General features: G+C 70.4%; 14 protein-coding genes. 6 read left to right on the top strand and 8 right to left on the bottom strand.

Features of this window, described 5'->3' with window-relative positions:
* Positions 1 to 815 (bottom strand): AAA family ATPase (locus JYK17_RS21420; protein ID WP_222811012.1); only part of this gene is annotated, 815 nt, incomplete at its 3' end.
* Positions 816 to 1,082: 267 nt separating this feature from the next.
* Here JYK17_RS21420 and JYK17_RS21415 point away from each other — a divergent pair.
* Complete coding sequence (locus JYK17_RS21415) at positions 1,083 to 2,108, top strand: ATP-dependent 6-phosphofructokinase (protein WP_108014949.1); 1,026 nt, start codon at positions 1,083 to 1,085, stop codon at positions 2,106 to 2,108.
* Positions 2,109 to 2,147: 39 nt separating this feature from the next.
* Here JYK17_RS21415 and JYK17_RS21410 read toward each other — a convergent pair whose 3' ends face one another.
* From JYK17_RS21410 to JYK17_RS21385, 6 genes are all read right to left on the bottom strand, one after another.
* Positions 2,148 to 2,861, bottom strand: a complete 714-nt coding sequence (locus JYK17_RS21410) for a transcriptional regulator (protein WP_108014950.1) — start codon at positions 2,859 to 2,861, stop codon at positions 2,148 to 2,150.
* A gap of 363 nt (positions 2,862 to 3,224) precedes the next feature.
* Positions 3,225 to 4,064: a carbohydrate ABC transporter permease gene (locus tag JYK17_RS21405; RefSeq protein WP_108014951.1), complete on the bottom strand. Its 840-nt coding sequence runs from the start codon at positions 4,062 to 4,064 to the stop codon at positions 3,225 to 3,227.
* An 8-nt stretch (positions 4,065 to 4,072) separates the two neighbouring features.
* Positions 4,073 to 5,029: a carbohydrate ABC transporter permease gene (locus tag JYK17_RS21400; RefSeq protein WP_108014952.1), complete on the bottom strand. Its 957-nt coding sequence runs from the start codon at positions 5,027 to 5,029 to the stop codon at positions 4,073 to 4,075.
* Between the two features lie 16 nt (positions 5,030 to 5,045).
* Entirely contained in the window at positions 5,046 to 6,440 is a 1,395-nt protein-coding gene (locus JYK17_RS21395) for an extracellular solute-binding protein (RefSeq protein WP_108014953.1), read from the bottom strand.
* 125 nt (positions 6,441 to 6,565) lie between these two features.
* Positions 6,566 to 7,267: a response regulator gene (locus JYK17_RS21390; RefSeq protein WP_222811011.1), complete on the bottom strand. Its 702-nt coding sequence runs from the start codon at positions 7,265 to 7,267 to the stop codon at positions 6,566 to 6,568.
* Entirely contained in the window at positions 7,264 to 8,928 is a 1,665-nt protein-coding gene (locus tag JYK17_RS21385; RefSeq protein WP_222811010.1) for a sensor histidine kinase, read from the bottom strand. The genes JYK17_RS21390 and JYK17_RS21385 overlap by 4 nt, the downstream gene beginning before the upstream one ends.
* Before the next feature lie 171 nt (positions 8,929 to 9,099).
* On the opposite strand from JYK17_RS21385, the gene JYK17_RS21380 reads away from it, so the two are divergent.
* The 5 genes from JYK17_RS21380 to JYK17_RS21360 all read left to right on the top strand — a co-directional run bounded on the left by JYK17_RS21380 (position 9,100) and on the right by JYK17_RS21360 (position 14,662).
* Entirely contained in the window at positions 9,100 to 10,488 is a 1,389-nt protein-coding gene (locus tag JYK17_RS21380; RefSeq protein ID WP_128801899.1) for a cation:dicarboxylate symporter family transporter, read from the top strand.
* Between the two features lie 216 nt (positions 10,489 to 10,704).
* The gene (locus JYK17_RS21375) at positions 10,705 to 11,478 is read left to right on the top strand and encodes a DUF2127 domain-containing protein (protein ID WP_108014959.1); all 774 of its coding nucleotides are present in this window, start codon (positions 10,705 to 10,707) and stop codon (positions 11,476 to 11,478) included.
* A gap of 82 nt (positions 11,479 to 11,560) precedes the next feature.
* A complete protein-coding gene (locus JYK17_RS21370; RefSeq protein ID WP_108014960.1) occupies positions 11,561 to 11,944 on the top strand; it encodes a MerR family transcriptional regulator in 384 nt (127 codons plus the stop codon).
* Positions 11,945 to 11,949: 5 nt separating this feature from the next.
* Positions 11,950 to 12,264: a thioredoxin gene (gene trxA, locus JYK17_RS21365; protein WP_108014978.1), complete on the top strand. Its 315-nt coding sequence runs from the start codon at positions 11,950 to 11,952 to the stop codon at positions 12,262 to 12,264.
* A 175-nt stretch (positions 12,265 to 12,439) separates the two neighbouring features.
* The gene (locus JYK17_RS21360) at positions 12,440 to 14,662 is read left to right on the top strand and encodes a HelD family protein (RefSeq protein ID WP_181362610.1); all 2,223 of its coding nucleotides are present in this window, start codon (positions 12,440 to 12,442) and stop codon (positions 14,660 to 14,662) included.
* A 52-nt stretch (positions 14,663 to 14,714) separates the two neighbouring features.
* On the opposite strand, the gene JYK17_RS21355 is transcribed toward JYK17_RS21360, so the two are convergent.
* The coding region (locus JYK17_RS21355; RefSeq protein WP_222811009.1) for an alpha amylase C-terminal domain-containing protein at positions 14,715 to 15,362 on the bottom strand (648 nt) is incomplete at its 5' end.

Raw genomic sequence — 15,362 nt, 5'->3', positions numbered from 1 at the left:
GCGCTGTGCGCGGCCAGCGAGCCCACCACCAGGTCGGCGCGGTCCCCGGGGGTGACGACCAGGCAGCCCGGGGTCAGGGCGGTGAGGAAGTTCGGCAGCATCGCACCGCCGAAGACGAAGTCGAGGGCGTCGCGCGCGAGGCCCGCGTCGTCGCCGAGCAGCACCTTGGCGCCGAGGGTCTGGGAGATCTGCGCGACGGTGGGGGCGGAGAGAGCGGGCTCGTCCGGGACGACGTAGCAGGGCACCGGGAGCCGGGAGCCGAGGCTTCGCGCGATGGCGTCCCGGTCCTCGCGCGCGACCCGGTTGGCCACCATCGCGAGGACGTCGCAGCCCAGCCCCTCGTAGGCCCGGTGGGCGTTGCGGGTCTCGGCGAGGACGGACTCGGCGCTCTGCCCGCGGCCGCCGACGACCGGGATCACCGACGCGCCGAACTCGTTGGCCAGACGGGCGTTGAGGGAGAGCTCGTCGGGCAGCTGGGTGGCGGCGAAGTCGGTGCCGAGGACGAGGACCACCTCGTAGTCGCGCGCGACCGTGTGGAAGCGGTCCACGAGGGCCGACACCAGCTCGTCCGTGCCCTGTTCCGCCTGCAGCGCGGATGCCTCGTGGTAGTCCATGCCGTAGACGGTGGCCGGGTCCTGGGAGAGCCGGTAACGGGCGCGCAGCAGCTCGAACAGACGGTCGGGGCTGTGGTGGACCAGCGGGCGGAAGACCCCGACCCGGTCGACCTGGCGGGTCAGCAGCTCCATGACCCCCAGCTCGACGATCTGGCGGCCGTCGCCGCGGTCGATACCGGTCACGTACACGCTGCGCGTCACGCGTGCTCTCCGTTTCGTCTGGCGTTGGCGTCGTGGCGAGGGTTCGTCCGGCGTCGTGGCGAGGGCTCGCGAGGACCACCTGCCGGGGCGGGCGAAACTCTTTTGACAGTACCCCCGGGGCCGGACGGAACGCCCGCCGGACCTGGGCCCGCGGGCGGTGACCTGCGGCCTCGTGAGGCGGATCCGGCGGGATCGGCGGCTGTGTGCGGGACGTGAAACAATCGCATTGGCTCACCGGCACCGAAAGCGAGCAGGAGACACAGCACGATGCGCATCGGAGTTCTCACCGCAGGCGGCGACTGCCCCGGCCTGAACGCCGTGATCCGGTCGGTCGTGCACCGCGCCGTGGACCACTACGGCGACGAGGTGATCGGCTTCGAGGACGGCTACGCCGGCCTGCTCGACGGGCGCTACCGCAGCCTGGACCTGGAATCGGTCAGCGGCATCCTGGCCCGCGGCGGCACCATCCTCGGCTCCTCCCGCCTGGAGCGCGACCGGCTGCGCGAGGCCTGCGAGCGGGCCGAGGACATGGTCGAGGCCTTCGGCATCGACGCCCTCATCCCGATCGGAGGCGAGGGCACGCTGACGGCGGCCCGCATGCTCTCCGACGCCGGTCTGCCCGTGGTCGGCGTCCCCAAGACCATCGACAACGACATCTCCTCCACGGACCGCACCTTCGGCTTCGACACGGCCGTCGGCGTCGCCACCGAGGCGATGGACCGGCTGAAGACCACCGCCGAGTCCCACCAGCGGGTGATGGTCGTCGAGGTCATGGGCCGGCACGCGGGCTGGATCGCGCTGGAGTCCGGGATGGCGGCGGGCGCGCACGGCATCTGCCTGCCCGAGCGCCCCTTCGACCCCGGCGACCTGGTCAAGATGGTCGAGGAGCGCTTCTCCCGCGGCAAGAAGTTCGCGGTCATCGCCGTGGCGGAGGGCGCACATCCCGCCGAGGGCACCATGGACTACGGCCACGGCGAGATCGACCAGTTCGGCCACGAGCGCTTCCAGGGCATCGGTACGGCGCTCGCCTACGAGCTGGAGCGCAGGCTCGGCAAGGAGGCCAAGCCGGTCATCCTCGGCCACGTGCAGCGCGGCGGCGTCCCCACGGCGTACGACCGGGTCCTCGCCACCCGCTTCGGCTGGTACGCGATGGAGGCGGCGCACCGGGGCGAGTTCGGCAACATGACCGCGCTCAGGGGCACCGACATCGTGATGGTGCCGCTCGCGGAGGCCGTGACCGAGCTGAAGACGGTGCCCAAGGACCGGATGGACGAGGCGGAGTCGGTCTTCTAGGACCTGTCGGCGGACCAGGGCCCCGGGCGGGCCCGCCCGTCACTCGGTGTTGTCCTGGACCGCGGCCCAGAAGTGGTCGACGATCCGGTCCAGGAAGGTGCGCCCCGAGTCGCCCGACTCGCTCGCCGCACTCCCGGCGGCCCAGCTCAGCGAGGCGACCATCTGCCCCTGGTAGTCCTGGTGCAGCTGCTGGAGGGTGTCCTCCAGCAGCCGCCGGTCCAGGGGCACCGCCTTCGCGATCGGCCGGACGTAGGCCTGCCAGCGCGTGGTCACGGCACTGCGCAGCATCTCGGCGAGCTTCGCCTCGCGGCCGGTGACGGTGACGAAGTCCGGCAGCGACAGGTCGAGCAGCTCGGCGAGGGCGGTGGACTGTCGCTCGTTGCCGCGCCAGACGTCGGTGTCCTCCATGTGGAGATAGGCGGACAGTTCGAGGCCCACGGTGCGGGCGACGTCCTCGGGGGCGAGGTCGCGGGCGAGGCGGTGCTCGCGCAAGGTGCGCGGCCTGCCGAGGAGTTCACCGGGGGAGCACCACAACACGGCGGCGAGGGCGCTGAGTTCGGGGTTGGTGGGGGCGACCTGGCCGCGCTCCCAGGCGACGACCAGGTCCGGGCTGACGTAGGGCAGTCCGTAGGAGGTGCGCAGACCGTGGGCGACGTGCTCGGGCCCCATGGCGAGGGCGGCGCGCAGCCGGCGGGCGGCGATGGCGTTGAACGGCGGGGCGGTCCGGTGCGAGCGGGACGGGCGTGGGAACACGCGGCACAAGCTAGGCGGACGGCGGCACGGTGACTACGGGCTGTTCGGCCAGGATCACGGATTGTAGGAACGTACGGATTCGGCCACGCGTACGACCGGAAAGGGGTGGCGGAAGGCCGTCCGCCGGTGTGACGGACGGGGACGCGGAGTCGTCCGTGAGGCGGCGCACGTGTGAAGGTCAAGCTCAACAGGCATATGCGCCCGCGTCCGCCGCACGGCCGCGGTCGGCGTCCCGCGCCGCCGATCGCCGCGTTGTCGCCCGTGCGGGCGGACATCGAAGACGCGTGCGTGCGGCTCATTCCCGACGGCCCGCCGTCCGGCACCCTGCGTCCCGCCGTCCGGCACCGGCCGCGCGCCCGGATCTCACCCCTTGACCGCGCCGCCCAGCGCGAAGCCTCCGCCCAGCCGCCGGGCGATCAGTACGTACAGCAGGATCACCGGCGTCGAGTACACGATGGAGAACGCGGCCAGCTGCCCGTACGCCACCATGCCCCGGTTGCCGAAGAACTCGTTGATGCTCACGCTCGCCGGCATCTGGTCCGCCGTGATCAGCAGCATGAAGGGGACGAAGAAGTTCCCCCACATCACGACGAACGAGAAGACGGTGACGACCGCGACGCCCGGACCCATCAGGGGCAGCACGATGCGGATCAACGACTGCATCGACGACGCACCGTCGGTCCAGGCCGCCTCCTCCAGCTCCTTCGGCACGCCGTCCATGAAGTTCTTCATCAGCCAGATGGCGAAGGGGAGTTGGGAGGCGGCGAAGAAGAGGATGGTGCCCTGCATGGTGTCGATCAGGTTCACCTGGACGAACAGCGCGTACACCGGCACCATGATCGCCGTGATGGGCAGGCTCGTCGCGAACAGGATGGTGAGCAGGAAGGGCCGGTTCAGCCGGGAGCGGAAGCGCGAGAGCGGGTACGCCGCCAGGGCCGCGCACACCACCGTCAGCAAGGTCGCGCCACCGCACAGGATCAGGCTGTTCAGCAGCGGCGTGAAGGTGACTTCCTGGTTCATGATGGCGTGGAAGTTGCCCCAGGTGAAACCGTCCGGGGCCTTCACCCGCAGGTCCGGGTGGGGGTCGATCGACGCCAGCAGTACCCACAGCAGCGGCAGCACGAAGGCGGCGGCCACCACCAGCAGGCCCGCGTCGGCGGCCAGTCGGCGGCTTCTGCGGCGGGAGGCGAGTGTCAGGGCCATGGTGTCGGTCAGACCTCCGTCCGCAGCAGACGCATATAGACCAGCGAGAACAGCGAGCCGACCACGAGCAGCAGCAGGGCGACCGCGGTGCCGTAGCCGATCATGCTGTTCTGGAAGGCCTGTTCGTACATGAACAGCGGCAGGGTCTGACTCTTGTTGCCCGGACCGCCGCGCGTCATCACCCAGATCAGACCGAAGACCGACAGCGTCTGCAGGGTGTTGAGCATCAGGTTCGTGCCGATGGAGCGGCGGATCATCGGCAGCGTGATGTGCCACATACGGCGCCAGCCGCCCGCGCCGTCGACCTCGGCGGCCTCGGTGATCTCCTTGGGGATCTCGTTCAGCGCGGCCGAGTAGACCAGCATCGAGAAGGCCGTGCCGCGCCACACGTTCGCGAACGACACCGCCAGGATCGGCAGCGTGAACAGCCAGTTCTGGGACGGGAGATGGAGCCAGTCCAGGATGGCGTTCAGGGTGCCCTCGCGGCGGAAGAAGGCGTACAGCAGGAAGCCCGCGACCACCTCCGGCAGCACCCACGCCGTGATGACGATGCCGCCCGTGATCGTGCGCACCGGCTTCGAGGCCCGCTGCATCAGCATCGCCAGCGCCAGGCCCAGGGTGTTCTGCCCGAGCAGCGAGGACACGACCGTGAAGACCAGGGTCAGCCATACGGCGTTGATGAACTCGTCGTCGTGGAAGGCCTTGCGGAAGTTGGCGAGACCGACGAACGAGGAGTGCGCCTGGCCGGTCAACTGCAGGTCGGTGAAGGCGATATAGGCGCAGTAGGCGATCGGACCCGCGAGGAAGAGCAGCAGCAGGACCACGGCCGGGGTGACGGGCAGGGCCCGGGTCAGGCTGCGCGCGACGGGCTTTCGCGGAGGGTGCGGGGGTTGCGGGGCGGGCGGGCCCGGAGGGAGCTTGGCGGTCTCCGGGCCCGTTCCGGCGTGCGGGGTCGCGGCGGTCATCGCCGGTCGCCGCCGCTCACTTGCGGACCACCTGGTTGTCGGTGGCGTCCTTCAGCGCGTCGTCGTAGCCGCTCGCCGCCTTGTCGACGGACGTGTCGCCCGTCGTCACGCCCTCCATGGCCTCCTGGATGGCGACGGAGACCTTCGGGTAGGCGGGGTAGGCGGGCCGGTAGTGGGTGCTGGCGACCAGGTCCGTGAAGAACTTGATGCCGGGCTGGGCGCTCGCGTACGTCGGATCCTTGGCGACGTCCTTGCGCACCGAGATACCGGAGTTGGCGATGTACCACTTCTTCGCGTTGGCCTCGGTCTGCATCGTCTTGATGAAGTCGAAGGCGAGGTCGGGGTTTCCGGCCTTGCTCGGAATCGCCCAGGTCCAGCCGCCGGACATGCTCACCTTGCCGGGGGCCTGGCCGTGCTGGGTCGGCATGTACGCCAGGCCCAGGTGCTTCGACCAGTCGGCCCACTCACGCCCGCTGCCCTTCTGCCAGGCCTGCGGCAGCCAGGAGCCGTCGAGGTCGATGCCGATCTTGCCCTGGGGCAGCAGGTTGCTGTTGAGCGTGACGGCGTAGTTCGGGTCGAGCGCGTCGGAGACGTCGGGGCCGAGCTTGTCCTTGTAGACGGTCCGGACGAAGTCGAGGGCTTCCTTGAAGCCCTGGCCGCCGGCGATCCACTTCTTCGACCCCTTGTCGTACAGGGGGTCCGTGGTGCCGCCGTTGGTGTCGTTCGTGCCGTACAGGAGCATCTCGAAGCCCTGCATGGTGGCCCGTTCGCCGGCCGGCTTGCCGGTGTAGACGTTGAGCGGGGTGACGCCGGGCACCTTCTGCTTGATGGTGCGGGCCGCGGCGAGGACCTCGTCCCAGTTCTTCGGCTGCCAGTTCATGGGCAGCCCCGCCTTCTTGAACACCCGCTTGTCGAACCAGAGCCCGCGGGTGTCCGTCCCGTCCGGGACGCCGTACGTCTTGCCGTCCTCGGCCTTGGCGGCGGTCTTGGCCGTGTCGATGAACTGGTTCCAGTCCGGCCATTTGGACAGATAGGGATCGAGCGGCTTCAAGTACCCGCTGGTGATGTCCGAGTTGATGAGGAAGGTGTCCTCGTAGACCAGATCCGGGGCGGTCTTGGGGGAGCGGAGCATCTGCTGGAGCTTGGTGTAGTACTCCGAGTCCGGGGCCTTGATCGGAACCAGTTCGACCTTCTTGCCCGGGTACTTCTTCTCGAACTGCTTCTTCATGTCCGCGACGTAGTCGTCCATCACATGGATCGAGTTGTCCGTGGACTGCTTGTAGGAGATCTTCACGGTGTCCGGATCGCTGCCGGAACCGGAACCGCAGGCCGTGAGGGTTCCTGCGGCGAGAAGCGTGGCGAGGATGAGAGCGGGGAGCTTGGGGAGGGAGGCGGTGGGGCGCACGGGCATGACCTCCTGCGAACGCACTTCGCTGTGGCGCGGGGATGGCTGCCCGGTGAACGTAGGTTGAGTGGTCTAGTCAGGTCAATGCATGTGCGGTCAATTGACCGGAGCGGGTGGCTCGCTTCGCGCGTTTACCGTCTTTCGTGGCTTTTGCCGGTCACCCAGCGGTACTGCAGCTCCGGTCGCCCCACCGTTCCGTACTGCGGACTGCGGGCCGCCCGGCCCGCGTCCACCAGGTGCTCCAGATAGCGCCGGGCCGTGATCCGGGAGATCCCCACCGTCTCCGCCACGCCCGCGGCCGTCAGCCCCTGCGCGCTGTCCCGCAGCGTCACCGACACCCGCTCCAGGGTGGGCGCGCTCAGGCCCTTGGGGAGCGCCGCGGGCGACGGGGCCCGCAGGGTGGCGAGGGCCCGGTCCACCTCGTCCTGGCCGGCCGCCTCGCCCGCCGCCGCGTGGAACTCCGCGTAGCGCACCAGACGGTCGCGCAGGGTTGCGAAGGTGAACGGCTTCAGGACGTACTGCACGACCCCCAGCGAGACCCCCTCCCGCACCACGGCGAGATCGCGCGCCGACGTCACCGCTATCACGTCCGTCTGCTGCCCGGCCGCCCGCAGCGACCGCGCGAACTGCAGCCCGTGCACATCCGGCAGATGCAGGTCCAGCAGCAGCAGGTCCACCGCCGTGCGCTCCATCAGCCGCCGCGCCTCCGCACCCGTGTGCGCCTTCCCGACCGCGACGAAGCCCGGCACCCGCCCCACGTACATCACATGTGCGTCGGCGGCCACGGGATCGTCCTCGACGACCAGGACACGGATGGGCTGCTGCGTCGTCATGCGTCACCTCTCGGGGCGGCGGGTGCGGCGGTCCCGGAGGCGGCGGTCTCGGGCGTGGCCGCGGTGACCAGCGGGAGTCGTGCCTCGAACACCGCGCCGCCTTCCCGGGCTTCCGCCACCGTGAGTGTGCCCTCGTGCCGGCCGACCGCCTGACGGACCAGGGCCAGTCCGAGGCCGCGCCCGCCGGGGTCGGCGGGCTTCGTCGAGAACCCCCGTTGGAATACCAGCTCGGCGTGGGCGGGATCCACCCCCGCGCCGGTGTCGGCGACCCGCATCACCAGCTCGGTGTTCTCCGCGTACGCCGTCACCGTCACCCGCGCGCGCAGGCTGCCCTGGGCCGCGTCCACCGCGTTGTCGATCAGGTTGCCGAGGATCGTCACCAGGTCGCGGGCCGGCAGGCTGGCGGGGAGCACACCGTCGTCGAGGCGGCTGTCCTGCGACACCACCAGCTCCACGCCCCGCTCGTTGGCCTGCGCCGTCTTGCCGAGCAGCAGGGCCGCGAGGACCGGCTCGCTCACCGCCGCCACCACCTGGTCGGTCAGCGCCTGGGCCAGCTCCAGTTCGGCCGTCGCGAAGTCCACCGCCTGCTGCGCCCGGCCCAGTTCGATCAGCGAGACCACCGTGTGCAGCCGGTTCGCCGCCTCGTGCGCCTGCGAGCGCAGCGCCTGGGTGAAGCCCCGCTCCGAGTCCAACTCGCCCATCAGGGACTGCAGTTCGGTCACATCGCGCAGCGTCACCACGCTGCCCCGGCGCTCCCCGCCCGACACCGGTGAGGTGTTCACCACCAGGACCCGCTCCGCCGACAGGTGCACCTCGTCCACCCTCGGCTCCGAGGCCAGCAGCGCACCCGTGAGCGGCGCCGGCAGCCCCAGCTCCGCGATCGACCGTCCCACCACGTCCTCCTCGCCCTGCACCCCCAGCAGCTCCCGCGCCCCGTCGTTGATCAGCGCCACACGGTACTGACCGTCGAGCATCAGCAGCCCCTCGCGCACGGCGTGCAGCGCGGCCTGGTGATAGTCGTGCATATGGCTGAGCTCGGCCGCGTTCATGTTGTGGGTGTGCCGGCGCAGCCGGGCGTTGACGACATACGTGCCGATCGCGCCCAGTGCCAGGGCCCCGGCCGCCACGCCGAGCAGCGCCGACACCTGGCCCTGCACCTGCCTGCTGATCGCCTTCACCTTGATGCCCGCGCTGACCAGGCCCACGATGCGCCGGTGGTCGTCGTAGATCGGCACGACGGCACGGACCGAGGGGCCCAGCGTGCCGGTGTAGGTCTCGGTGAAGGCCGTGCCGTGCTGGGCGGGCCCGATGTTTCCGCGAAAGTGCCTGCCGATCTGGTCCGGGCTCGGGTGGGTCCAGCGGATGCCCTGCGGGTTCATGATCGTGACGAAGTCGACGTCCGCGTCGCGCATCACCTTCAGCGCGTACGGCTGGAGCGCGGTGGTGGGGTCAGGGGTGCCGATCGCCGCCGGTACGGAGGGGGAGTCCGCGATCGAGCTGGACACCGCCAGCGCCTGCCGGGCGGCCGCGTCCTGGGCCTGCTCCCGGTCGCTGATGTAGCTGAAGAGCGCATATCCGGCCACGAGCACCGCTATCAGTACGGCCTGCATGGCGAACAGCTGACCGGCCAGGCTGCGGGGTCGGGGGACGGGAATGCGCATGTCGTCAGTGTGCCTCCCCCGTCAATCGTGAACTAAATGAACGGAACGGTGACCGCCGTCACAGGGCGGGAGATAGTCACCGCAATCCCCCGGTGGCCTGAACTTGGGCCCCCGACCCCGGACGTGAGCCGCACGCCGGTGAAGCCGACGAAGACGTCAAGGAGGGCAGCTGTGGCCGCCACAACCCCCGATACGGCACCTGCCGCACCACCCGCCAAGCGGGACCGCACCCATTTCCTCTACATTGCGGTGATCATCGCGGTCGCCATCGGTATCGCCGTCGGCTTCGCCGCACCTGACTTCGCCAAGGACCTCAAGCCCCTCGGCACGGGCTTCGTGAACCTGATCAAGATGATGATCACGCCGATCATCTTCTGCACGATCGTCACCGGTGTCGGCTCGATCCGCAGCGCCGCGAAGGTCGGCAAGCTGGGCGGTCTCGCGCTCAGCTACTTCATCGCGATGTCGTTCGTGGCGCTGGCCATCGGCCTGGTCGTCGGCAACATCATGCACCCGGGCGACGGCCTGCACCTGACGCAGTCGGCCAAGGCGGCCGGCCACTCCCAGGCGGCCGACGGCAGCGAGGGCCTGGTCGACTTCCTGCTGAGCATCATCCCGACCACCTTCGTCTCCGCCTTCACCGACGGCGTGGTGCTGCAGACGCTGCTCGTCGCGCTGCTCGTCGGCTTCGCGATCCAGGCGCTGGGCAAGTCCGGCGAGCCGATCCTGCGCGGCGTCGGGCACATCCAGAAGCTGGTCTTCCGCGTCCTGACCATGATCATGTGGGCGGCCCCGATCGGCGCCTTCGGTGCCATCGCGGCGGTCGTCGGCGAGACCGGTGTCGACGCGCTGAAGGCCCTCGGCACGATCATGCTGGCCTTCTACATCACCTGTGTGCTCTTCGTCGGCCTGGTGCTCGGCCCGATGCTGTGGCTCGTCGCGAAGGTCAACCTGTTCAAGCTGCTGAAGTACCTGGCCCGCGAGTACCTGCTCATCCTGTCCACCTCGTCGTCCGACGTGGCCCTGCCCCGCCTGATCGCCAAGATGGAGCACCTGGGCGTCAGCCGGCCCGTCGTCGGCATCACCGTGCCGACCGGCTACTCCTTCAACCTCGACGGCACCATGATCTACCTGACCATGGCGTCCCTGTTCATCGCCGACGCCCTGGGCCAGCCGCTGCACCTGGGCGAGCAGATCACCCTGCTGCTGTTCATGATGGTCGCGTCCAAGGGCGCCGCGGGCGTCTCCGGCGCCGGTCTGGCGACCCTCGCCGGCGCCCTGCAGACCCACCGTCCGGCCCTGGTGGACGGCGTCGGCCTGATCGTCGGCATCGACCGCTTCATGAGCGAGGCCCGCGCGCTGACCAACTTCTCCGGCAACGCCGTCGCCACCGTGCTGATCGGCGCCTGGACGAAGGAGCTCGACAAGGCCCGCGTGGAGGAGGTGCTCTCCGGCCGGCTGCCCTTCGACGAGGCGACCGTCATGGACGAGCACGGCAGCGCCTCCGCCGACCTGCCCGAGCCGCGCGCCGGCGACGACAAGGAACTCGCGAAGGCCTGAGGACAACAGAGGACCCCGGGCGACTGGACACTCCCCCCTGACGATTCAGTCGCCCGGCACACAGGCCGAGCGGCCGGGTTCTCCCCCCGTGGACCCGACCGCTCGGTCTCTCGCGTTTCGGGCCCGCGGACTCTCACCGATCTCTTACCGTGGTCCACTAGCCTGCCGCGCCGGTCCGGTTCCGGTCCGGCACACATCAGTTGGAGGCACGGGGGAATGAAGATCGACTGGGACCGGCGCACGTGCGCGCGCAAGGGCCACGTCACCTACGCGCCGGACGACCCCCGGCTGCGGGTCCGGCTGCGTGCCGAGACCGCCCACGGCGAGGTCTGGCGCTGTCTGCGCTGCGGCGACTTCGTGCTCGGCGCGCCGCACGGCTCCGGTCCGGCAAGTGACGCGCCCCTGGTGCCGCGCGGCAAGGTCCTGCGCGACCTGTTCATCCTGCGCTTCCTGGCGATCGAGCGGGCCGTGCGCGGCGTGTTCATCGTGCTGGTCGCGCTCGCGGTGTGGAAGTTCAGCAACAGCCAGGACTCGGTGCGCCGGCTCTTCGACGAGTACCTCGACGTCTTCCGGCCCGTCTTCCGGCACTTCCACTACGACCTCGACCACTCGCCGGTCGTCGGCACCATCCAGAAGACCTTCGGCTACAAGCACTCCACCCTGGTGCTGGTCGCCGCACTGCTCCTCGCCTACGCCCTGATCGAGCTGGTGGAGGCGGTCGGCCTCTGGTACGCCAAGCGCTGGGCGGAGTACCTCACGGTCGTCGCCACCGCCGCGTTCCTCCCGCTGGAGATCTACGAGCTCACCGAGCACATCAGCTGGCTGAAGATCGCCACCCTGGTCCTCAACGTCCTCGCCGTCCTCTACATCGCCCTCGCCAAGCGCCTGTTCGGCCTCCGCGGCGGCCGCAGGGCCTTCGACGAGGAGCGGCACAGCGCCTCCCTGCTGGAGGTCGAGGAGTCGGCGGGGGTGCCTGCCCGGACCGCGTAGCGGCGTTCCATCCGGCGGGTCCCGGCCCCGTGGCGCGGTCGCCGTTGCCTTGACGTCGGCGTCAAGGATTACCGTCGAGGACATGCGAATCGGCGAGCTGGCCGCACGGGCCGGGACCACGACGCGGACGCTGAGGTACTACGAGTCGCGTGGGCTGCTGCCCGCGCGGCGCGGCACGAACGGGTACCGCAGCTACGACGAGGGCGACCTGAAGCTGCTCAGGCAGATCAGGACGCTGCAGGACTTCGGGTTCGACCTGGAGGAGACGCGGCCCTTCGTGGAGTGCCTGCGGGCCGGGCACCCGGAGGGCGACTCCTGCCCGGCGTCGCTCGCGGTCTACCGGCGCAAGCTCGCCGAACTCGACGCGCTGATCGGCGAGCTCACGGCCGTGCGCGCGACGATCGCCGTACGGCTTGCCGCGGCCGACGAGCCACCGTTGTGCGAAATGGGAGGGCAGGAACCGTGACCGACGTGACCGACGTGACCGACGAGGATTTCGCGGCGGAAGTGATCCGTTCCGAGTTGCCGGTGCTGGTGGAGTTCACGGCGGACTGGTGCCCGCCGTGCCGGCAGATGGGGCCCGTCCTGCATGCCCTGGCCGCCGAGGAGGCCGACCGTCTCAAGGTGGTGCAGCTGAACGTGGACCTCAATCCGGAGACCACGAACGCCTACAAGGTGCTGTCGATGCCGACGTTCATGGTGTTCAGGAACGGTGAGCCGGTCCGGTCGATGGTGGGCGCGCGCCCCAAGCGGCGGCTGCTGGAGGAGATCGAGGACGCCCTCTGAGAGGGTCGGGAGCCGCTTAATACAAGAAATCCCCCGGGCAATTGCGCCCGGGGGATTTCTTTGCGTACACTCAATGATTCGCGACTTCAAGGGAATTGGTCGCGGAGAAGTCCACTGAACGCAGTATATCCGGCCGGGAGCGGAATTGTCAAACACCGATTATCCAGACGGTGAAATGCAAAGCGAACAGGAATTCATCGACGGGCTGTATGCACGCGTGGACGCCCTGCGCGCCGACACCGAGGCCGGGGTCACGGACGCCCTCGCGCAGGGCAACGCCCCCATGCAGGCCCGGCTGGAGCGCGACATCCTGGTGGCCGAGCGCTCGGGTCTGCTCGCGGCGCTGAACGCGGTGGACGGATCGCTCTGCTTCGGCCGGATCGACCTCACCTCCGGCGAGAGTCACCACATCGGCCGCATCGGGCTGCGCACGGACGACGAGGAGCGCACCCCGATCCTCATCGACTGGCGCGCGAACGTCGCCCGCCCCTTCTACCTGGCCACCGGGCACACCCCGATGGGACTGCGCAGGCGCCGGCACATCACCACCGGCGGCCGTACGGTGACCGCGCTGCACGACGAGATCCTCGACCTGGGCGACCAGGAGCGGACCGGCCACGAGGACCCGACCGGCGACGCCGTGCTGCTCGCCGCGCTCGACGCCGCCCGCACCGGCCGTATGCACGACATCGTGCAGACCATCCAGGCCGAGCAGGACGAGATCATCCGGGCGCCGCACCGCGGGGTGCTCGTCGTCGAGGGCGGTCCCGGCACCGGCAAGACGGCCGTCGCGCTGCACCGGGCCGCGTATCTGCTCTACGAGCACCGGGAGTTGCTCGCCAAGCGCGCCGTCCTCATCGTCGGCCCCAACCCCGCCTTCCTCGGCTACATCGGCGAGGTGCTCCCCTCGCTGGGCGAGACGGGCGTGCTGCTCGCCACGGTCGGCGAGCTGTTCCCCGGGGTGCGGGCGACCGCGCGCGACACCCGTGCGGCGGCCGCGGTGAAGGGCCGCGCCGACATGCCCGACGTGCTCGCCGAGGTGGTGTCCGACTGGCAGGCGCTGCCCGACCCGGTGATCGCGATCGAGCACGACCGGGAGATCCTGATGCTCGACGACGGTCTGGTGAAGGTCGCCCGCGACCGCACCCGGGCCGCGAAGCTGCCGCACAACGCGGCCCGCGAGATCTTCGAGGGCCACATCCTCAACACGCTCACCGAGCTGTACGCCGAGCGCGTCGGCACCGACCCGTACGACGGCGGCAGTCTGCTCGACCCGAGCGACATCACGCAGATCCGTGACGACATCGCCGAGAACCCCGAAGTGTGGGCCGCCATCGACCAGTTGTGGCCGCGGCTGACCCCGCAGCGCCTTGTCGCGGACTTCCTCGCGGACCCCGTCGGATATCTCCCCGAGGAGGACGCGGCGGCCATCCGCCGTCCGGTGACCCGGGAGTGGACGGTGGCGGACGTACCGCTGCTGGACGAGGCCGCGGAGCTGCTCGGCGAGGACGACCGGGTGCGGCGGGCGCTGGCGGAGCGGGAGCGCGAGAGCCAGGTCGCCTACGCGCAGGGCGTGCTGGACGTCTCCTTCGCCTCGCGCACCTACGAGTTCGAGGACAAGGAGGCGGAGGACTCCGAGGTCCTGTCCGCGCACGACATCATCGACGCCGAGCGGTTCGCGGAGCGGCAGGAGGAGGACGACCACCGCAGCGCGGCCGAGCGCGCGGCGGCCGACCGGACCTGGGCGTTCGGGCACATCATCGTCGACGAGGCGCAGGAGCTGTCGCCGATGGCCTGGCGGCTGCTGATGCGGCGCAGCCCGACCCGCTCGATGACGCTGGTCGGCGACCCGGCGCAGACCGCGGAGGCGGCGGGCGTCGGCTCGTGGGCGGGCATCCTCGAGCCGTATGTCGAGGACCGCTGGGAGCACACCCGGCTCGGCGTCAACTACCGCACCCCGGCCGAGATCATGGACGTCGCGGCGGCCGTGGTCCGCGCCGAACAGCCCGACTTCGAACCGCCGAGTTCGGTGCGGTCCACCGGCGTGAAGCCCTGGGCGCGGGCCACGGACGACCTGCCCGGCGCGGTGGCCGAGGCGGTGCAGGAGCTGACGCCGCAGGAGGGCCGGCTCGCGGTCATCGCCCCGCGCCATCTGCACCGGCGGCTGGCCGCGCGGCTCGACGGGGTGACGGCGGGCGCCGAACCCGACCTGACGCACGACGTCGTCCTGCTCGACCCGCGTCAGTCCAAGGGCCTGGAGTTCGACTCGGTGCTGGTCGTGGAGCCGGGGCTGTACCGCACGAGCGATCTGTACGTGGCGCTGACCCGGGCCACCCAGCGGCTGGGAGTGGTGCACAGCCGGGCGCTGCCGAAGGCCCTGGCGGCGGTGCTGGCGTGACCCGGATCCGGTTCCGCCCAAGGGGGCCGCGCCCCCTGGGCCGACGGTGTGGCTAGGCCGGGCGCAGCCACACCGTCGCCAGCGGCGGCAGGTTCAGCGTGATGCTGGCCGGGCGGCCGTGCCAGCCCTGCGGCTCCGGCTTGATGGCGTCGGGGTTGGTGACGTCGCTGCCGCCGTACCTGCCCAGGTCGGTGTTGAGGGTCTCGTGCCAGGCCTGGACGTCGTCGGGGACGCCGAGCCGGTAGCCGTGGCGGACCACGGGGGAGAGGTGGGAGACGGCCAGCAGCGGGGTGCCGTCGGCGTCGTGGCGCAGGAACGCGAAGACGTTGTCCTCGGCGGCGTCACCGACGATCCACTCAAAGCCCGCCGGGTCGATGTCCCGCTGCCACAGCGCGGGCGTGTGCCGGTAGACGACGTTCAGGTCGCGGACCAGGTCGCGCACCCCGCGGTGGTCGGCCTCGGCGCCGTAGGCGGGATCGAGCAGCCACCAGTCCGGGCCGTGGGCCTCCGACCACTCGGCGCCCTGCGCGAACTCCTGCCCCATGAAGAGGAGTTGCTTGCCCGGGTGGGCCCACATGAAGCCCAGATAGGCGCGCAGATTGGCGCGTTGCTGCCACCAGTCGCCCGGCATCTTCGACACCAGTGAGCGTTTGCCGTGCACCACCTCGTCGTGCGAGATGGGCAGGACGTAGTTCTCGCT

The sequence above is a fragment of the Streptomyces plumbidurans genome, assembly GCF_019857225.1.
Taxonomy (GTDB): Bacteria; Actinomycetota; Actinomycetes; order Streptomycetales; family Streptomycetaceae; genus Streptomyces; species Streptomyces plumbidurans.
This window is presented reverse-complemented; position numbering and strand designations above follow the sequence as displayed.